We start from the raw sequence: 19,209 nt of genomic DNA on the forward strand, positions 1-19,209 counted from the left end.
GTAATAGATGTCTATAGCTACTCCTTTAAGATACCCTGGTGGTAAATCAGTAATGACTACTTTTTTAAAAAATTTCATTACAGCAAACAACATGGAGAATGTTTGTTATGCTGAACCGTTTGCAGGAGGAGCGGGAGCAGCTCTGAATCTTTTAATAAACAGAAGTGTTGATAGAATCTTAATAAATGATGCAAACATTCCTGTATACTCTTTCTGGGAAAGTATAGTAAATCATAGCGAAGAGTTTCTGTATTTATTTGACAATACACCTATTAGTATAGAAGAATGGGAAAGACAAAGAAACATATTCTTTAATAATGATGCTCAATTCTCTGTAGAACTGGGATTTGCTACATTTTATCTAAATAGATGCAATAGATCAGGAATACTAAAAGCAGGGGCTATAGGTGGAAACTCTGTAGAAAAGCAGCAGCAGGCTAAATATAAAATAGATGCTCGTTTTAATAAGGAGTCTTTAAGGCCAAAGTTAGAAGTAATTACGAATTTAAGGGATAGTATTACAATCAGTAATTTGGACGCCATTGACTTTCTAGAACAATGTCAAAATTTAAATAATGAGGATAAAGAAAGTTTATTGATTTATCTTGACCCTCCATACTATGTGCATGGCTCAGAGCTTTATATGAACTCCTACATTCATGATGACCATCAAATACTAGCAAATAGATTAAGAGCTACCACTATCTTGAAATGGATATTATCTTATGATAATGTGGATGAAATAAAAGATATTTATCGGGATTTCGATTTGTATACATTTGATTTAAAATATACAGTCCAAACGGCAAAAACAGGCAAGGAATTACTTACCCATAGTCAAAATTCTGTCTTGCCCGAAACTAGAGAAATTTCTCGTGCTACACGTTCTATCCCACTTATAAGAATATAATTTTTTCTTATTGTTATCGATTTTCTATTCCTATAACTGTACTGCCCCAAGATGTCTATTCCAAAATATCGCCACTTTTAAGAATTGCAATCCGAATTTATCGTTAAAGCGAGCAAAAATTATCTTCTCATTCCTCTATTCTGTATCTTCTCCTCTTTTTTTTTCTGTGTGACTGATTGTTTGAATGATTGATTTACTGAGTTCATGTCGTCATGTTGTAATGAATTAGTTAATTCACTCATTCGTTCTTCCATCCTGAGTTGCTCGGAGATATTCCCATTCTTCATCGTATTGTAATACTCAAAGCTTTCATGTAATGGTCGGATATAGTCGAATAGTTTATCAAAACCTTGCTCTGTCTGTTGAAAAAGGTTGGTTCTATCAAAGCCTCCTTTGATAGCCCCTTTCTTGGTATTACGATGGTTGGTTAGTGGAGAAAGTTTGATTTTGTTGCATTGATCTTTTCGACTGACAATCAAATGACAATGCATATTACCCTCGCTGTTCTCTGATCTATCCCTGTCAAAGTGTATCTTCCCATAAAACTTAATATCCTTAGCCGATAATCCTTTATTAAAATTCTTGGCATACTCAGGAATAAAAACTTCCCGAACATATCTTCTCATGGCTTCGGTTTGTTCTTGCTCGGTTGTTCCCATTACTGTCAATTCCTTAGCCGATGGACTGATATGAATAGCATAAAATTTGGCATCCGTTTTTAACAGTTGAGCTTTATTGTTATCTATATTTTTTACAACCTGTGATTTGTATAAATTTTCTTCTGTCAGATTGAAGAAACCCTCCGTATAAATACCTTTCTCCATCCGTTCATTGTCTTCGTGCTCTAAATACCGAGCGAGCCTACTGCTACTGCCTGCATTATTATATACTCCGTTTGATGGTGGAGGAAAATCTATATTCATTTTATTGGCTGTTTATCAGGTTGGTTATTTCTGCTCTTAGATTTTCTTTCTTCTTGGATTCCATTACTCCACAATTCGCTAGGTCAGAATAGAGGGAGATTAGTTGTAATAGTTTTTGGCTATCCTTCTGTTGTGTTTTGTGTATGGCTGATATTTGTTTCGCCTGATTATTAATTGCATCTGCGTGTCCTGTAAATTTCTCACTTAGTATCTTTAGTAAATTATTCTGTGCCTCTTGATTTGCTTGTAATCGAGAGATAATAACATCTTCCATTGACTTGACTATATTATCAAATCGACTAGCGATAGAGTGAGTTGTTCGTATCATTGGATTAAGCTGTTCTTCTTCATAGTGTCGGATAAAACGGATCAGATCATCCTGCCGTTTGTTAATCTTCCGAAGTTCTGCTTTTGTAGATTCAGGTGCTTCGCTCGGATTGATATTTGCCTTATCCATATACAGAAAAGCCAATTTTATCGCTTCACTCTTTTTCAGTGAATAACGTTTGCAGATTTTATCTACTAAACGACTTGCTTCTTTATCTATGGATATGGTTGTATAAACTATATTTCTATTCTGATTTTGCATAGTAATTACTATTTAATAGAAAATCATACATTTAAACGATTGATTCTAAGAGTTTAAAAGATTACACTAATTGTGAGTGTAATTACAGTGCTTTCAGATAAAGCACTAAAGCCGAAGGCTTTGCCCCGCAGGGCAAGAGGAGAACAGGACAAGAGTCCAGTTCCCTCTTGCTTAATTTACCCAAACAATCCGAAGCGGAAGAGCGAGGGTGTTTGAGGTAAATACGGAGTCTTAAGGGAGGGCGATGGACTAAACACAACCCTCACCCTTTTGCACTATTCTGCTAGATAGTAAATGCATAATCATTTTAGGATCTTCCCCTCCTCTATGCCCTTGTTGAACATCACGATCTCTTTCTTTGAGGCATAGGATTGGATAAAATCTTTCACATCAGCCATGCGATAAAAGGTCTTGTGCCTGACTAGGAAGTAACGAAGCTTGCCACTGTTCCGATAACGTTGCAAAGTCCTATAACTGACCTTTAACAGAAAAGCCAAGTCTTGATTATCGAGTAGCTTGTCATCATTGGCAAATGCTTCCCCTGTGGTTATTACTGTTTTCAGATCTTGGCCTATATCACTGAGTTTCTTGGATAGCTTTTCCATCCATAGAACAAAATCATTATTGTCTAAGTACATAATTTTTTGTTTTTAAATAATATAGGATGCACCTCGGCAATATTTAAGCAAGCTTATATTGCACTCGGTTTTCACTATATTTGAAATTAAACCTCTGTTAATTCCAATCGATTGGTAAAGCAAAGAACTGACAATTAGAGACAAAAAAATAGGGGAATACCCATGCACTCCCCCTAAATGAAATTGTAAGGCGTTAAATATCAACAATTAACAAATGCATCTTTTTTCATCTTGTTCTTTTTATCTCTCTTAACAATAAGATTCTTTAAATAATCTAGTGCTTTGGTTAGATTGTAAGCTTTTCGCTTAAATACCCTTCCTTTAGATCTATAAGCATCTCCGAAACTAAAATTAAAAGCAATTTCTAAAGCTTGGGCAATATGTATGAATGGTGCAGGATTACCTTCTTCATCTGTAAACTGGTGGGACAATTCAAACGAAACAGCAACCTCGCCCATACTATCAATCCCTAAACCTTCTTTAGGTTTAGGGATAAAATATACTTTGGATTCTATAGATTGATTATTCTCTTTAACAAATGGACGAGTTTGCCACATTAGTTTTAGAAGCTCGATTTCTGATTCGAGAAAGAGGATTGCTTTTTGTAAATATATAAATTTAAGGGCATTTTTTTTCCTGCTCGTACTGAGAATGTAATTGTAGGGATATAAACTCGATACGAAGTAGGTTCAGTTTTTTGATGGCACTTATCAGCTCACCTTCAACTTGATTAACGATGTCTATGTGTTCGATAAATTTTCCATAAGCACATTGCATTTCTTCGTTTGTAATCTTTTGCGAATCTTTGTTTATTAAAACAAAAAGCTCTGTTTCAGTCAAATCATTCATAGGCATAGATTTAATAGTTGGATAATAAACAGGATTTTATTTTGGTACTGTCCTTATGCTATTATGATTGCTAAATTCAGAGATAATTTCCTATCTCTTTGGGATGTAAAGGTATCTTGCCATAAGATATACAGCAATGGTGAAATTTCACTATTTACGATTTGCAGAGCCTGAACAGGATTACACAATTAGTCTTGGAAGGGTAATTGATTTTATATTATAAGGGATGAAAAGAAGAAGTCAAATATTCAATTAGAATTTAACTATACAGTACATCTCAAATATACAGTTATGGTGTGAAGTATATGAAAAAAGCTAAAGCCAATAGATGGTATTATTAAATGCCAAGCATTGTATTTAAGGTTGAAATAGTAGTTATCAAGAAGAAATGCTATCCCTATCAACCATATAATTGGTGTATAAGCTGGAGCTGCAAATCCGAAAATACTTTTGCTCCACATAGAATTAGGTAAATAAATAAGTATCAGCCATGAGGAAAAATATAAAAGACACCCAATACAATAAATAATTAAGCCTTTTTTCCCTATTTCCGTAGCAAAATTAAATGAGAGAAAAAGCGGGAATATAAATACAATTATTCTAAATATATTCTCACAAATAAGAATTGAGGATGGGATGTTATTGTTAAAGGTATCAGGACTATAGCATGATGGTAGCTTTGATGTAAAAATGATATTCCACAAAAGGATAGGTATCATCAAAATATACCCATTTGTTATAATTTTAGAAATTATATCCATTGCTCTTTTTCTTGATTTCATAAAGGTAAAATATATTTTCGAATCAGTTAGTATCGTAATCCTTTAAAATAGAAGTTAATATGTTCAGATACCTTTAATAAAGGTTTTGTATCACTTTAAATTTCTTTCTTCCGAACGCTATTTTCAGAAGCAAATTCTTTTTCAGTTAAAAACATATCCTTATCATTGTAATGGGGTGCAAAGGTAACCAAGCCATGATACATCTTCAATAGTGATTTATCACTGTTTTTATAAAAATGAAAAATATGAATAGTTGTAACAATAAGCTTTTTTCTGATTTGGAAAAACATAAATTGTATTTAGACCTATTATCTCGGGTCAATAATAGCTGTATTTTTCTAATCAAACATCCGGAAGGGACTCAAAACTCTGAATTTATATATTTATCACCAAATTTCACCACATTTTTCGGATATGAATCTCAGGAAATAAATTATCCAAACTTAGATCCCGATTTTTTGAACAAACAAATACATCCTACTGATTATATATCATTCAAAATTTTTCAGGAGAGACTTAAAAATTATCTTCTACGGCAGCCAAGAATAGACCTGCAAAATTTTAAGCACATATATGAATTTCGTGCCATTAAAAAAGGAGGATATATTGTGCGTGTTATTAGTCAGCATCAGATAATAGAAATTGATGAAGAAGGCTCTCCTAAGTATGTTTTAGGAATAATTGATATTTCTCCGGATCAATCCCCAAGCGAAAGTGTAAAATTTAGATTGATTAATACAAGTACAGGGGAGATTGTAAATATTCCATCTTTAGATTCAGAAATTAATCTTTCCAAAAGAGAAAAAGAGATACTGAAGTTGATGGATGAAGGACTTCTAAGCAAAGAAATATCTAATAAGTTATTCATCAGCGTTCACACAGTGAATGGACACAGACAAAATATACTACAAAAAATGGATGCGGATAATACTCCTGAGGCTTTAAATTATGCTCGCAAATTAGGTTTGATATAATCTGAAAAATAGGACTTATAATACAATTTTTTTTCTTTTCAACTGATAAACAATCCATCTAGAAAGAGAATAATAAAAGCAAGGTTTTGTCAAATAATACGCTCGTAGAGGAAGATTATTTGTACAAACCCGAAGGGCTCGACCTTGATTTAGTTATTCTCTTGCTTATATCTTCGTGGTCAGGTGAAAGAAAACTTATTTGGCTTGTTTGTAATATTCTTGAAAAGCATCAAACTCGCTCCGAACTTTGTTTACTTCGACATAGATTTTCTCATTCAATATCTTAGCATAGATTTGAGTAGTAGTGATATTTGTATGACCGAGCATTTTGGAAACACTTTCTATCGAAACGCCTTTGGTCAGCATAATGGTCGAAAATGTATGTCTGCCACAATGCGTTGTCAGCTTCTTATTGATGCCACACAGCGTAGCAATTTCCTTCAGATAGCAGCATTATTAGACTTACTAACTCTTTATCAATCGATTACAAAGAGTGGATTTAAGAGAGGTAACGATTTGGCAACGGTTCTTTTGACTGAAATTTTCGTTACTTTGCATAGTGCCAGATAACGATTACAAAGGTAAAAATTATATTTTCTATTCTGTTTTTTCACAAAGGAATATTTGAAAACTAACAACCTTTCCTCTTTTATTCGTCTATCGCAAAGCTCTCTCCTGTTTTATATCCGTTTAGTGTTGCTTCTAGAACCTTAATCATATCTAAACGGAACGACTCAGGTGATAATACAGCTAGTTTATCTCTATTCCATAAGAACTCTTGTTTAAGGTCATAAGTGGGTCTGACAAATATTTCGAAATCAGTATAATCTTCTGTTTCATTGATCAATTCCTGAGACTCATGCATTGGTACATCTGTTAGGTATAAATTCTGAGGAAAGAAAGCCCTAAATCGGATTGAGATAGGATCATACTGACGGATTATACCGTAACAATGAGCAAAATATGTATTAGGATTAAGAGTTCGTTTCAATTCTTTCGGTAATTTATGTTGATCTTCTATAATAGACGCGTCAAGAATTCTTTCAAGAGCGAATGTCGTACACCTATTCTGTTCTATATCTGCACCAATTACATACCAACGTTGCTTAAACAGACGGATAAAGACAGGTTGAAAGGTATAATTCTTTGAGGCTTTGTAGTGAGACTTATAGGTCAAACTTAAAGATTTATTCTGCTCTATGCTATCCATTATGATCTGAATTCGCTCTAATCCCAAAGGAGCATTTTCTAAAATTAGATTCTGATGTTTTTGGCATAATTCTCCCAAGTTAGAAATGCGTAAACCACTTAGCATCCATTGAATAGCTGTATTTCTATCCAATTCTTCCGTTGAAGATATTTTATAGATACCTCCATTGCTTTTCTCGCATACAATATCAATGTTAAAGAGTGATTCTGTTTCGTTTCTGTAACGGTGGAAGCTTCGCTCGGTTAACAAACCTCCATCAGGATTGTAAGAAGAAATTCTCCATTTATGTTGAATTTCGTCAATGGTTAGTCCTTGTTTGTTTAGCAATAAGGTATCTATTAACCAAATGCAGAATTTATATTTAAAGTTCATACAGTCAATCTATTTTGAAAAATTCAAAAATCTTATTAGTTAATAATTTGCTCGCTTTGTAAATCAGTTTTAAACTTAGTATAAAATAAATTATAATACCCACAATCCAATACCATTCAAGTTCAAGAGGCGTTGTAGCTGTTGTTGCACCACTCCCTTCTAATAGAATTAATAGAAGCATAGGTATAAAAAAAAGAATTGCCGAACCGCCAGTCAATACTAAGCAAAATATGATAAATGTAATAATTCCTTTCATAAGACTCTATTTTATGATAAAATAAACAATATATTTTAAAACTAAATATGTAAGATAGAACAAGGTAAATCCGATAATAACGACAACCAATATAGCCCCGATAAGACCTATCGATTCTCGTAATCCGGCTAAACCTGAGAGTGCAAAAATAGATGGGATTGAATAAGATAGAAGGCATATCACTATGGATATCCAACTTGCTATATTTTTCTTATCCATTATACTATCTCTATTTGAATACCAGAATCATCTGTAGTGTTGAGTAGATAGACTTTGTCGTCCTTTATACTCAGACTCTTTTGCTCGTTGTTGTATGTCAGGATAAATGCAGAGCCAGCTTCGGTAACAGACAGTTCTGTATCGCCTATTATTTTCTCTACAATGTTGCAAATAGGTATAGTTGCGAGGAAAGTCTTTTGGGATACTGTGATAATAAGGTTGTCTTTGTCTGCGAGTACAGATATCCGATTTTTTTCGAATTTCCAAACCAATTCTTTTCTAATTTCGGATACTTTAATTTTTTCCATAACATTCTGCTTTTTGATTTTTATTTATAATGAATGATATGGCAAAAATAACAGCCCTTGTTGCCAAGAGCTGTCAGTGAAGGAAGAATGTGTTGTTTTTTTAAAAATCGAGATATAAAGTTTCATCTTTATTATCCCAAACTTTGCAAAACTCGGAGAAACTTTCTAATGGATTTTGTGAGACAATGGAACTTATTCCTCGAAGAGATGCTAAAATTATTTCCCTATCATCACTCTTTAGTGCATCGTCAAGAGCAGCATAATGTGCATTCAGAGCAGTTTGACGCTCCCCAAATACCATTTGTAGTATTTCCCTTGTTTGTTCATATTTCATTGTCATTAATCGAATCTCTTTATCATTCTGCTTTTCTAATGCTTTTAGCTGAAATGACATTCGATTATGTTCTCTCCAAGCTTCTTGTATTTTATTTAGAGCATCAGGGTTGTCTTTTAAATGATTCTCTAACCTTGTAGCAACTACAAGGCTCGCCTTTTTTAAAGTGTTTTTTTTTGAATCGTCACTCATATTATTCTATTACTTTTGATTGATTGATTTTATTATATTCCGAACACAATATCATTAAATGTTTAATATCTTCCTTAAATTGTATTGATTGTATGAAATCTTCCTCTGCTTTATTTTTGAATATATATCTACTTAGACTAGGTTCCCCAAATATTTTTTCTCTTAGTGGTTCATAAGCTGCAATAAAGGCTTTGTTACAAACAACCAGAGCTACTAATATCTCTGACTGCCTTAATAAACTTGCTTTATATATCAGAATAGCATGAATACTCTGATCTATATATTTTATAGCACTATTAATACCATATTCTGCTTTGATTAATGCCTCTTTCATTTCTTTATTTACATCAATAATCTGTTCTATCGAATGAAAAAGAGCATCTATGGCAAAATCTATCGCTACATCGGTTAAGTCCCCTTTAGAGACTCCGCCCTTAATTTCAATAGATTTATTAAGTTTATCCAAAGAATTGCTTAAACTTAATCCCATATTTGAAAAGAACAAATCTGACTGATAATTAACATCTTCAACCTTATCTACTTTAAGATCCATCACTTCAGCTATTTCGTGACTTTTGTCTACTAGAACCACTTGCTTTTTGCCCTCTACTTTTTTCTTCCCTATAAAAATCAATTCTTTAGCAAGGAATAAGTTTCTATAAGATGTTATTCTGGCAGTTTCCAGATAGTCACTTAATCTCTTGTTAAAATCTGCTAAAATTTTTAGATTTTCCTTTAGATCAGAACAAGAAGCAGAAAGACATCGTAACCGATCCATCTTCTTCTCCAATTTAGAAGACTTCCCTCCGGTAATAACATTCTTACCAAATCTTTTTACACCTCCCAAGAAACTAGTATCTTTCGATTCACCCTCAATATAATACTTCTTTTTTATATCTTCCTGATTTGCTATTTCTTGCCGTGCCTTTTCCAAATCCTGAACATCCAATACCTGAGGCCATTCTTTCAGGTTATATTTTTCTATAGCAGACATATACCTTTTTTTGTCCGAATCGGAAGATATACCGATAATCATGAATCCTTTATCTCTATACTTTTTATACAGTTCCTTTAGAGATGGAAAACCTTTGATACAATTTCCACATGTGCTAGACCAGAAATCGAGCAGAACATAAGATTTCCCTTTATAGTCTGACAACCTTATAGTATCGCCACTAACAAGGCTATAAGTAGAAAAGTCCGACGCTTTTTGCCCAACTTCTGTTTTTTGTGCCAGAGCCTTTTCGTCATCAACATCTTGTATTATTTTTTTTGCGAGTAGTCCTAATTGCGAACTTTTCACTTCATCGGAAAGGTGGGTATATAGCATCTTAGTACTGTCCAACGGATAAGATTCAAGCTCAGCCCATCTTATTATATCTAACAATTGTCCCGCAGCTATCAAAGAGTTAGGATTATCTTGAATATAATCTATCTTAAGCCTCCTTATCTTATTTCTAAAATGTACACTAATAGGTCTCAGTCTGTCAATATTTTTCTTTTAAAGTCCGGTAAGTCTCCTCATTTTGATTTTGGTTGAATTTTTTCATAAGAGGATCTATAATATCGGTAAATTGTATCTGAATGCTATCTTCGAAGTTTGCCAATTGTTTTCTCAGTGGTTTATATATTTTCTCCGAATCTGTACCTTCCAAATTGTAATTAAAAACACTTACACCGAAAAAGTCCATCTTCATTTGCTTAGGTTCTACATATACTTCTATTACATTAGAGTTATCAAACTTAATATAGGCTTTGGTCAGATCATTTATATGCAGATCGAATGAAAAGTGCCCGTCTACAATCCGGCATGTATCCGAAAAACTTATCCATTGATTGTTTTCTAATGTACGGTAGTATATAGTAACGGTATCGGTTGGCGAATTTTCTATTGTTGCTTCCAGTACAGCTTTTTGTTGAGAAGCAGGAGTACAGGCTATGAGGAACGAAATACCAATCAGAATAGAAAATAAATACTTTTTCATGGGAACAATAAATTAAGTTTTACGTTGTAATATAACGTAATATTTAGCAAAAAAAGTATACAAAAACATCAGAATCAATAACCTGTAAGATAATTCCCAAACCCTAGTCTCCATCAGGCTTTGAATATTCTAAGAAATTCTTCCTTGTAAGTGGTTGAGATTTCTATTTCTGTTTCGTCCGAAAGAGTTACGTATCCACCTGAATTTTTATGATAAGATTTCACATAGTTGAAGTTTATAATGTGTGACTTATGCACACGTATAAATGGGTAGGGCAATATCTCATGAAAGTGCTTGAGAAAACGGCATACCATCTTCTTAGTCTTGTTGTTGAGGTAGATATCCGTAAAATTACCATTACCCTGCAAGCGGATTATATCTTCCATTTTCACTACTTCGAAGCCTTCGAGAGTGGGCAGGATCACTTGTTGTTTTTCGGGTTTGGGCTCGCGGAAATTTTCAACAAGGATTTTGTTCCGGTTAAATATTTCCTTGTTTATAATATGCTGCTGCACTTTATTTACGGCAATAATGAGCTCCTCAATACTCACCGGTTTGAGCAGATAGTACGCGGCACTCTGATTGAGCGCACGCAACGAATATTCGGAAAATGCTGTAACAAAGATTGTCTCAAAGTACAAATTCTTACAAGCCTCCAATACATCAAAAGCATTTCCGAATGGCATTTCCACATCCAGAAATACAAGTTGGGGCTCCAACTCATGCAGCAAAGGAATGGCATCTTTTCCGTTATGCGCCTCCCCTACTATTTCTACCTGAGGGCAATATTTGCCTAAATAGTTTTTCAGGGCTTCACGTGCGGCGGGCTCGTCCTCAACAATTACACTTCTTATTTTTTGTAAGGTATTCATTGCTTATTCTTATTCATTATAGGAAAACGCAGGGAGACAATTACACCTGTCTCCTCCCCTTCTTTTTCGGTTATGTCTATCGATATATTTGTACTGTAGAGGCTGTTTAGCAGGTTGATACGCTCATATGTATTAGTCAATCCACGCGAATTATGTTCCCGCTGATGCTTCGTTTTCAGTTCTTTGCTCCTTGTGAGACCTATACCATTATCCTCAACAATGGCATAAAGGCAGTTATTCCCTTGTACGACCTTCAAGGTCAGCAAGCCTATCCCTTCCTTGTAACGCAAACCGTGCCAAATAGCATTTTCGAGTTGTGGCTGTATCAGCATATTTGGTATGAAGAGAGCATCACTGTCTATCCCCTCATCCACCTCTATTTTGTACTCAAATTTATCGTGGAAACGCATATATTCAAGATCGAGATATTCTTTCATTTGCTCTATTTCCGTTGTGAGGGAAATAAAATCTTTATTGGAGTTCTCCATAATATTACGCATCAGCTTGGAATAGGATGAAAGATATTTGTTGGCTTCCAACTCGTTGTTTTGTGCAATAAACTGATTCACACTATTCAGGCTATTGAAAATAAAATGCGGGTTCATTTCCCTTCGCAACGACTGTAATGCAATGCGCTTGTTCTTTTTCTTTATCGAATATAGCGCTTTTGCTATAAAAAGTAAGAATATGAAGATAAGCACCACGACGCCCGAAAGGACATAGTTGAATTTATTCTGTTTTACAATAAGTGCATCTTTGAGTTCACGCTCTTTTTCCAATTGCAGGATTTTATCTTCCTGCACTTGAAAGAATTTTTCATCAATCAGTGTACTGTCTGCTCTTACCAGCGGTTCGAGCTTATTCATAAAGTCGGCATAGACCTCCAATGCTTTTTGTGGCTGCTTATCTTTCTTATACTGTTGCACCAGAAGTTCGAGACTATTTTTAGCATCTATAGTTTGTCCGTTATCTATCGCTAACTCATAAGCTTCCTTCAATGTTTTTATACCCTCTTCTTTCTTATTGGCTTCGAGCAAGGCATTAGAAAGTGTTTGCAGTTGTTGTACCTCTGCACGTGTATTCACATTACGTGCCTCGGCTACCAGTTGTTTATTTACCTCTATCGCCTTCTCAGTCTGATTGTCCGCAACGAGGGCACTGGCTATACCCTTCTTTATCTTAAAAGCCTCCTCAGGCTGATCTTTGACCGTTACCAAGGCTCTTTCCAGATTCTTTATAGCCTCGGGGGCATTATCCATTTTCATATTAACTTCGGCCAACTGCTGATAACCAAGCGCTCTTTCTTCCGGCTCTGTGACCAAATCGAGATTTTGCTGTATATAGTATGCCTGCGTCTGAGGGCTGCCCTGATTAGATAGCCTGCTTATATTATGATCATCTATTTTTTGTTGTTTTTTGCTGGATGTGTTCCTCCGCGCGAAATTCAAGCTCGAAATAGCCGCACTTGTTTTGTTCTGGGCTTCCTGTACTTTTGCCAGCTCTCTATCTACAGCGGCAATTTTTTCTTTATTCTTTGCTTTTTCATAAAGTTTCTTAGCGCGGGTCAAGTAATCTTCGGCCTTGGCATATTCCTTCTTATCGGCCAATTCCTTTGCTAGCTTTTCATAGCTTTGAGCTACTTCCTCGTCGGATCTGCCTTCTTCTATAGCTTTCGACACTTCCATAAGAACAGAACTACCCGAAACCTGTTCTTTCGAAGCCTTCCCTTTTGATTTCTGCTCGACTTCTTTGCTTACGGGAGTCTGTGCCTGACAGATTACTGTAGACAACCCAAAAAGTAGTATGATGATGTATTTTAGAAACATATCAGCCTTTTTATATTGCTTAACTTCTGATTGTAAAGTAAATACTTTTAAAACATTTATAGACTATGTTTTACCAACTCAAAGTCTGAGTTCACCCATTCTGCCCAAAATACTATTTCTGAACATTATACATTTGAACATCACAACCAACTAAATTACAATGATATGAAAAAGTTTATACTATTAACCACAATGTTGTTAGCTTTTTCGGCAATTACACTTTGCAACACTAACACAACCAATGATGAAATGAACCGCGAGACAAAAATCCAAGTCGCTATCCTTCTGGATACATCGAGCAGTATGGACGGGCTTATCGAACAAGCCAAGTCGCGCCTATGGAATATTGTAAACACACTGACTACACTAAAGTATAACGGACGTTCGCCAAAAATCGAAATAGCCATCTTCGAATACGGAAACGACAATCTGCGCAAGTCGGATGGATATATCAGACAGGTTACCCCATTAACGACCAACCTTGATAATATCTCCGAAAGGCTGTTTGCATTAACCACTTACGGAGGAGACGAATATTGCGGTACGGTAATCAGCAAAGCTGTGGAGATGCTCAATTGGGGAACTAATTCATCTGACATGAAACTGATATACATTGCCGGAAATGAACCGTTCACTCAAGGACGTGTGACATACAGAACAGCTATAGAAAGGGCTTTGGCTAAAGGAATTTACGTAAATACAATTCACTGCGGAGATGCAGAAAGCGGCATTAGAGGCATGTGGCGCGACGGAGCTGTAAAAGGTCAGGGAAAATTCTTCAACATAGACCACAATGCACGTGTCCGTTACTACGATACTCCTTACGACGACCGTATCAGCGCATGTAACGAGCGCCTCAATAAAACATACATCAGCTATGGATTACAAGGATCTGCAAATGCAGAGAATCAAATGCGTCAGGATAGAAATGCAATGGGTATATCTAAATCTAACTTTGCCGAACGTGCTGTTAGCAAATCCAAACAGGTCTATAACAATAGTTCGTGGGACTTGGTAGACAAAGTAAAAGAAGACCAGAATGCATTGAATGAAATCAAGCAATCGGAATTGCCTAAGGAATTACAAAACAAATCGAAAGCTGAAATTAAAAAGGCAATCACAGAGAAAGAAGCCGAACGCGCCACGATACAGAAAGAGATATCCGACCTTGCAAAAAAACGTCAGGAATATATCGACCAGCAAGCAAAAAAGGACAATACCACAGGCGACGATCTGGGCAAAGCTATCAACGAATCTATCCTTGCTTTTGCAAACAAGAAAGGCTATACTATCAGTAAATAATCAACCGATCTATAACATTGTTGAGACAAAAAAACTACAGGTTTCACAACCTGTAGTTTCTCATTTAGGTACAAATTTGAAAAAGCGGCTTACTCAGATCCTCCGCCTAGTGCTCTGTAAAGAGATACACAATATTGTAATTGTTCTAATTTGTCTCCCACCTGTCCAAGTTGTGCTTGAAGTAAGTTTTGTTCAGCATTAAGCACTTCTATGTAATTTGCTTCACCGGATTTCAGTAATTCCTGTGTAAAATCAACAGCTGTTAATAAAGATCTTACCTGCATCTTACGTGTTTCATTTTTCTTGAGAGACGATTCGTAGCCGAAAAGGATATCGGAGACCTCTTTACTTGCAGAAAGCACTATTTTTTCGAAGTTTAGCAATGCCTCTTCTTGTTGCGCCTTCGTTATTCTTAGATTTGAGATAAGTTGTTTTCTTGCAAATAATGGTTGAGTAAGACCTCCTATGATATTGGCAAAGATATTCTCAGACTTGAAAAAGCCAGACAAAGACGACGCGCCATACCCAATCATTCCCGAACTTAATGTAATAGACGGATAAAAGCTTGCCTGTGCAGCATTTTTCAGTTCAAATGCACTCCTAAATCCCAGTTCGGCCTGTTGCACATCAGGACGTTTTGCCAGCATTTGTACAGGAACACCATAACTCATATCTGAGGTACTTTGCTCTGCAAAACTCGATCTTTGAATACTACCCGACTTCCTTCCCAACATCAAACAAAGCGAATTCTCTAATTGCTGGATTTGAATTTCCAAATCAGGAACACTTATTTGTGTATTGTATAGCATCGCTTTACTTTGTTCTACCGCTGCACCATTGAGCATCCCTGCTTCTTTCAGAGCTTCCATGGTTGCGGTACTTTCTTCCAGCAAAGCGATAGTTTCGTTTGTAACCTTGAGCTGTTCGTCCAGAGCCAATAACGAATAATACGAAGTGGCGATGTTGGAAATCAGCGAAGTTTGTACCAGATTCCGATACGATTGACTTGAGAGGAATTGTGCATACCTTGCCTTCGACTGCCGATTCATCTTACCCCAAAGGTCTGCTTCCCAACTCACAGCAACTCCCAAGCTATAAACTTCCTGATGATACCCAAGAACATCTTTATTCTTGCCTGTCTGATCTACACTCTGACGCTTATGGTCGACCTGTCCTACCAATGCCACATCGGGAAAATATGCCGCCTTTGCCATGCCCAGCGCAGCTTCTGCCTGACGGATTCTTGTAGTTGCAATCTGCAAATCGAAATTATTACCGAGACCCTCATCTATAAGAGATTGTAATATAGGATCTTTAAAATATTCCCGCCAAGGGATATTGGCAATTGTAGTAGAATCCTCAACGGCTCTGTCTCTAAATAAATTCTCGGTATCTACTTCCGGAGCTTTATATTTATTGAACACTTGGCAAGATGTTAATATTACCGGGATGATTAATCCCAGTAATACTATTTTTACATATCTACTTTTCATTGCTTTACTGATTTATTTGTTTCTGACATCTGCATTTTTCCACTAAATCGTTCTTGTAAGCTCTGGAATACAATGTATAATGTCGGTATCACCAATATACCTATCAATGTTCCGAAAAGCATCCCGCCTATTGCACTGATCCCGATAGACTGGTTTCCGATTGCTCCTGCTCCCGAGGCAAAAGCCAATGGAAGCAACCCGAAGATGAATGCAAAAGATGTCATCAGAATAGGACGCAGACGGGCTACTGCCCCATTAATAGCAGCTTCCACAATAGACATTCCCTGCTGACGCCGTTGTATACCATATTCTACAATCAAGATTGCATTTTTGGCTAACAGACCGATAAGCATAACCAGCGATATCTGTACATATATATTGTTTACTATACCGTTAGATACCCCAAAGAGTACGAGGAATATAAATACTCCGGCCAAACCGACAGGCAATGACAGCAATACGGCAAACGGCAGAATATAGCTTTCGTACAGAGCTGCTAAAAGTAAGTATACGAAAATCAACGAAATGCCGAATATGAGTATTATCTGACTAGCCGATTCGGCTTCCTGCCGTGTCATTCCCGAATATTCATAGCTATATCCGCTTGGGAATATAGTTTTATCCTCACTCATTTCTTCAATGACCCTCATCACATCGCCCGAACTGTATCCGTCAATCATGTTAGGAACGATGATAACATTCATCGATTGGAACATATTGAAGCGATTGAGCATCTGAGGTGCTGTTACGTCTTTGATATTTATAAACCCGGTGATAGGAGCCATCTCTCCCGACCCTGTCTGGACAAACAAACCATCGAGGTCATCTAACTTACTCCTATATTCAGGGCTGGACTGCAACATCACCTTAAATTGTTTTCCGTACAGGTTGAAATTTGAGATATAAGCACTTCCGATATAGGCTTGCAATGTCCCCATCACCTGATTGAGAGTAAGTCCCGCTTCTTTTATTTTTGCAACATCCGCTTCAATTTCTTTTTGAGGAAAGTTGGGGTTGAAATTGGTCATGGCCATCATCACTTCGTCCCTCTCCTCTAATTTGGATATGAAATTAGTTGTTACATCATAGAAGGCATGAATGTCTCCACCCATTCTGTCCTGAAGCTGCATCTCAACTCCGGCACCTAAGCCAAATCCCTGAAGAGTAGGAGTTGCCATGAAGAAAAATTCTGCATTATTGATATTCTTTGTTTTTTCCTCCAAGATACTAACCACCTGATTGGTAGATATTTTACGTTCGCTCCACGGATCCATTTTTAATATAACAGTACCATAAGAACTACCCAGGCCGCCAATAAAATTAACCCCTGTTATATTGGTTATGTTATCTATACTTTCAATCTCGTTAGCTATATCTACAAGTTCGTTAACTAAAGAATCGGTTCTCTCGAGCGATGATCCCGGAGGTAAGGTTACGAAAGCCATTACTACCCCGCTATCTTCCTGAGGCACAAATCCTGTTGGGATAACTTTCATCAATCCGAATAAAATTGCTGAAGCCACGAGGATAATGGTAACAGTTATCCAGCGATGTCCCCTCTTTCCTAAGAAATGCAATGCCGATTTATATTTTTGAGTCCCGAAGTTGAATGCGGTATTAAATGTATAAGTGAAACGGCGGAAAAGACTTTTCTTTCCCCTCTCATCATCATGATTATTTACTTTTAGAAACATCGCACACAAAGCCGGGCTTAGTGTAAGGGCATTAACCGCCGATATAAGAATAGCCACACAAAGGGTGAGCCCAAATTGCTTGAAGAAAATACCGGACGACCCACCGATGAAACTAACCGGGATGAACACTGCGGCCATTGCCAACGTGATGGATACAATAGCAGGAGCGATCTCTTTCATTGCGGTTAGTGTTGCAACCTTAGGATCTGTCTCTCCATTTTCCATCTGAGCATGAACGGCTTCAACCACCACAATGGCATCGTCTACCACTATACCGATAGCTAAAACTAAAGCAAATAACGTGAGTAGGTTGATGGAGAATCCGAACAACTGCAAGAAGAAAAATGTGCCGATAATAGCCACCGGCACAGCAATAGCCGGAATGACAGTGGAACGGAAATCCTGCAAGAAAACAAAGACAACCAAGAAAACCAATACGAATGCCTCAAGCAAAGTGGTTACTACTTTTTTGATAGACTCGTTTAAGAATTCACTCGAATCCATAAAATAATTGATCTTTACTCCCTCCGGAAATGATTTTTCCGCTTCATTGAGTACCGCTTTTACGTTTTCAATAACCTCCTGAGCATTAGATCCTGCGGTTTGACTAATGGATATAAAAACACCTTCTTCTGTTTTATTTACCATGGAAGTAACCGTATAATTCTCTGATCCCAGTTCGACGTCGGCAACATCTTTTACCCTTAATATCTGTCCCTTGATGGAACGGATAATAATATCACCAAACTGTTCGGGTGACTTTAGCCTGCCTGTATATTTCAAGGTATACTGAAACGACTGATCGCTGTTTTGCCCCAGTTCTCCGGGAGCAGCTTCTATATTCTGATCTTGTAGCGCTCCGATAACTTCCTGCACAGATAGCTTATATGATGCCATAACATCGGGTTTTAGCCAGATACGCATCGAGTAGTCTTGCGCACCATATACTCCGGCATCCCCCACCCCATACACACGTTTGATTTGAGGCAGTATATTGATGTTGGCATAATTTTGCAGAAATTGCCCGTCATATTCTTTATTGCTGGTGGATATGGTAAGCCCCAGAATCGTACTATTCTGCTGTTTAGCTACAATAACCCCATTCTGATTCACCTCTTGAGGCAAAACAGGAGTTGCTCTGGCTACCTTGTTTTGTACATTTACAGCTGCAATATCGGGATTTACACCTTGCTTGAAAAAGATACGGATATTTGCCATACCATTATTCGATGCCGAAGATGTCATGTAAGTCATCCCTTCTACTCCGTTTATCTGTTCTTCGAGAGGTATAATAACACTATTCATTACAACCTCTGCATTCGCGCCCGGATATATTGTCACTACCTGAACTGTGGGTGGGGCAATGTCCGGATATTGTTCTACCGGCAATGTTGCCAATCCTATTATTCCCAATACTACAAATATGATAGAAATAACGGTGGACAATACAGGCCTTTCTATAAATGTTTTTAACATTATAT

19 protein-coding genes and 1 pseudogene are annotated in these 19,209 nt (G+C 36.6%); 3 read left to right on the plus strand and 17 right to left on the minus strand.

Annotation, left to right across the window (positions count from 1 at the left end; all coding sequences use genetic code 11):
• Positions 1–7: 7 nt before the first annotated feature.
• A complete protein-coding gene (locus QOX35_RS09110) occupies positions 8–910 on the plus strand; it encodes a DNA adenine methylase (RefSeq protein ID WP_283686660.1) in 903 nt (300 codons plus the stop codon).
• A gap of 119 nt (positions 911–1,029) precedes the next feature.
• Here the strand turns inward: QOX35_RS09110 and QOX35_RS09115 are convergent, their stop codons facing one another.
• The 5 genes from QOX35_RS09115 to QOX35_RS09135 all read right to left on the minus strand — a co-directional run bounded on the left by QOX35_RS09115 (position 1,030) and on the right by QOX35_RS09135 (position 3,909).
• A complete protein-coding gene (locus QOX35_RS09115) occupies positions 1,030–1,833 on the minus strand; it encodes a DUF5712 family protein (protein WP_283686661.1) in 804 nt (267 codons plus the stop codon).
• A gap of 1 nt (position 1,834) precedes the next feature.
• Entirely contained in the window at positions 1,835–2,422 is a 588-nt protein-coding gene (locus tag QOX35_RS09120; RefSeq protein WP_283686662.1) for a BfmA/BtgA family mobilization protein, read from the minus strand.
• A gap of 302 nt (positions 2,423–2,724) precedes the next feature.
• Positions 2,725–3,060, minus strand: coding sequence for a helix-turn-helix domain-containing protein (locus tag QOX35_RS09125; RefSeq protein WP_283686663.1), 336 nt, complete (start codon positions 3,058–3,060; stop codon positions 2,725–2,727).
• A gap of 200 nt (positions 3,061–3,260) precedes the next feature.
• A complete protein-coding gene (locus QOX35_RS09130) occupies positions 3,261–3,617 on the minus strand; it encodes a hypothetical protein (protein ID WP_283686664.1) in 357 nt (118 codons plus the stop codon).
• Between the two features lie 61 nt (positions 3,618–3,678).
• A complete protein-coding gene (locus QOX35_RS09135; protein WP_283686665.1) occupies positions 3,679–3,909 on the minus strand; it encodes a hypothetical protein in 231 nt (76 codons plus the stop codon).
• A 1,018-nt stretch (positions 3,910–4,927) separates the two neighbouring features.
• Here QOX35_RS09135 and QOX35_RS09140 point away from each other — a divergent pair.
• Positions 4,928–5,665 (plus strand): LuxR C-terminal-related transcriptional regulator, encoded by a 738-nt coding sequence (locus QOX35_RS09140; RefSeq protein WP_283686666.1) that lies wholly within the window; start codon positions 4,928–4,930, stop codon positions 5,663–5,665.
• A 195-nt stretch (positions 5,666–5,860) separates the two neighbouring features.
• Here the strand turns inward: QOX35_RS09140 and QOX35_RS09145 are convergent.
• From QOX35_RS09145 to QOX35_RS09190, 10 genes and pseudogenes are all read right to left on the minus strand, one after another.
• Positions 5,861–6,112, minus strand: a pseudogene (locus QOX35_RS09145) (tyrosine-type recombinase/integrase); the annotation flags it as partial.
• Between the two features lie 202 nt (positions 6,113–6,314).
• On the minus strand, positions 6,315–7,247 hold the full coding sequence (locus tag QOX35_RS09150) for a WYL domain-containing protein (RefSeq protein WP_283686667.1): 933 nt from the start codon (positions 7,245–7,247) through the stop codon (positions 6,315–6,317).
• 4 nt (positions 7,248–7,251) lie between these two features.
• A complete protein-coding gene (locus tag QOX35_RS09155) occupies positions 7,252–7,503 on the minus strand; it encodes a hypothetical protein (RefSeq protein WP_283686668.1) in 252 nt (83 codons plus the stop codon).
• A 6-nt stretch (positions 7,504–7,509) separates the two neighbouring features.
• On the minus strand, positions 7,510–7,722 hold the full coding sequence (locus QOX35_RS09160) for a hypothetical protein (protein ID WP_283686669.1): 213 nt from the start codon (positions 7,720–7,722) through the stop codon (positions 7,510–7,512).
• Positions 7,722–8,030: a hypothetical protein gene (locus tag QOX35_RS09165; protein ID WP_283686670.1), complete on the minus strand. Its 309-nt coding sequence runs from the start codon at positions 8,028–8,030 to the stop codon at positions 7,722–7,724. Before QOX35_RS09165 ends, QOX35_RS09160 begins: the two co-directional genes overlap by 1 nt.
• A gap of 100 nt (positions 8,031–8,130) precedes the next feature.
• A complete protein-coding gene (locus QOX35_RS09170) occupies positions 8,131–8,556 on the minus strand; it encodes a hypothetical protein (protein ID WP_252639158.1) in 426 nt (141 codons plus the stop codon).
• Between the two features lies 1 nt (position 8,557).
• Positions 8,558–9,961, minus strand: a complete 1,404-nt coding sequence (locus QOX35_RS09175; protein WP_283686671.1) for a peroxiredoxin family protein — start codon at positions 9,959–9,961, stop codon at positions 8,558–8,560.
• Positions 9,962–10,043: 82 nt separating this feature from the next.
• Complete coding sequence (locus QOX35_RS09180; protein WP_283686672.1) at positions 10,044–10,541, minus strand: DUF4369 domain-containing protein; 498 nt, start codon at positions 10,539–10,541, stop codon at positions 10,044–10,046.
• A 113-nt stretch (positions 10,542–10,654) separates the two neighbouring features.
• Positions 10,655–11,413, minus strand: a complete 759-nt coding sequence (locus tag QOX35_RS09185; protein WP_283686673.1) for a LytR/AlgR family response regulator transcription factor — start codon at positions 11,411–11,413, stop codon at positions 10,655–10,657.
• On the minus strand, positions 11,410–13,239 hold the full coding sequence (locus tag QOX35_RS09190; protein WP_283686674.1) for a tetratricopeptide repeat-containing sensor histidine kinase: 1,830 nt from the start codon (positions 13,237–13,239) through the stop codon (positions 11,410–11,412). Before QOX35_RS09190 ends, QOX35_RS09185 begins: the two co-directional genes overlap by 4 nt.
• A gap of 165 nt (positions 13,240–13,404) precedes the next feature.
• Between QOX35_RS09190 and QOX35_RS09195 the strand changes: the two genes are divergently transcribed.
• Positions 13,405–14,541: a VWA domain-containing protein gene (locus tag QOX35_RS09195; RefSeq protein ID WP_283686675.1), complete on the plus strand. Its 1,137-nt coding sequence runs from the start codon at positions 13,405–13,407 to the stop codon at positions 14,539–14,541.
• 89 nt (positions 14,542–14,630) lie between these two features.
• Here the strand turns inward: QOX35_RS09195 and QOX35_RS09200 are convergent, their stop codons facing one another.
• Both QOX35_RS09200 and QOX35_RS09205 read right to left on the minus strand, forming a co-directional pair.
• Positions 14,631–16,034 (minus strand): efflux transporter outer membrane subunit, encoded by a 1,404-nt coding sequence (locus tag QOX35_RS09200; RefSeq protein ID WP_283686676.1) that lies wholly within the window; start codon positions 16,032–16,034, stop codon positions 14,631–14,633.
• The gene (locus tag QOX35_RS09205) at positions 16,031–19,204 is read right to left on the minus strand and encodes an efflux RND transporter permease subunit (protein WP_283686677.1); all 3,174 of its coding nucleotides are present in this window, start codon (positions 19,202–19,204) and stop codon (positions 16,031–16,033) included. Before QOX35_RS09205 ends, QOX35_RS09200 begins: the two co-directional genes overlap by 4 nt.
• Between the last annotated feature and the right edge of the window lie 5 nt (positions 19,205–19,209).

The sequence above is a fragment of the Dysgonomonas sp. Marseille-Q5470 genome (genome assembly GCF_951230145.1).
Taxonomy (GTDB): Bacteria; Bacteroidota; Bacteroidia; order Bacteroidales; family Dysgonomonadaceae; genus Dysgonomonas.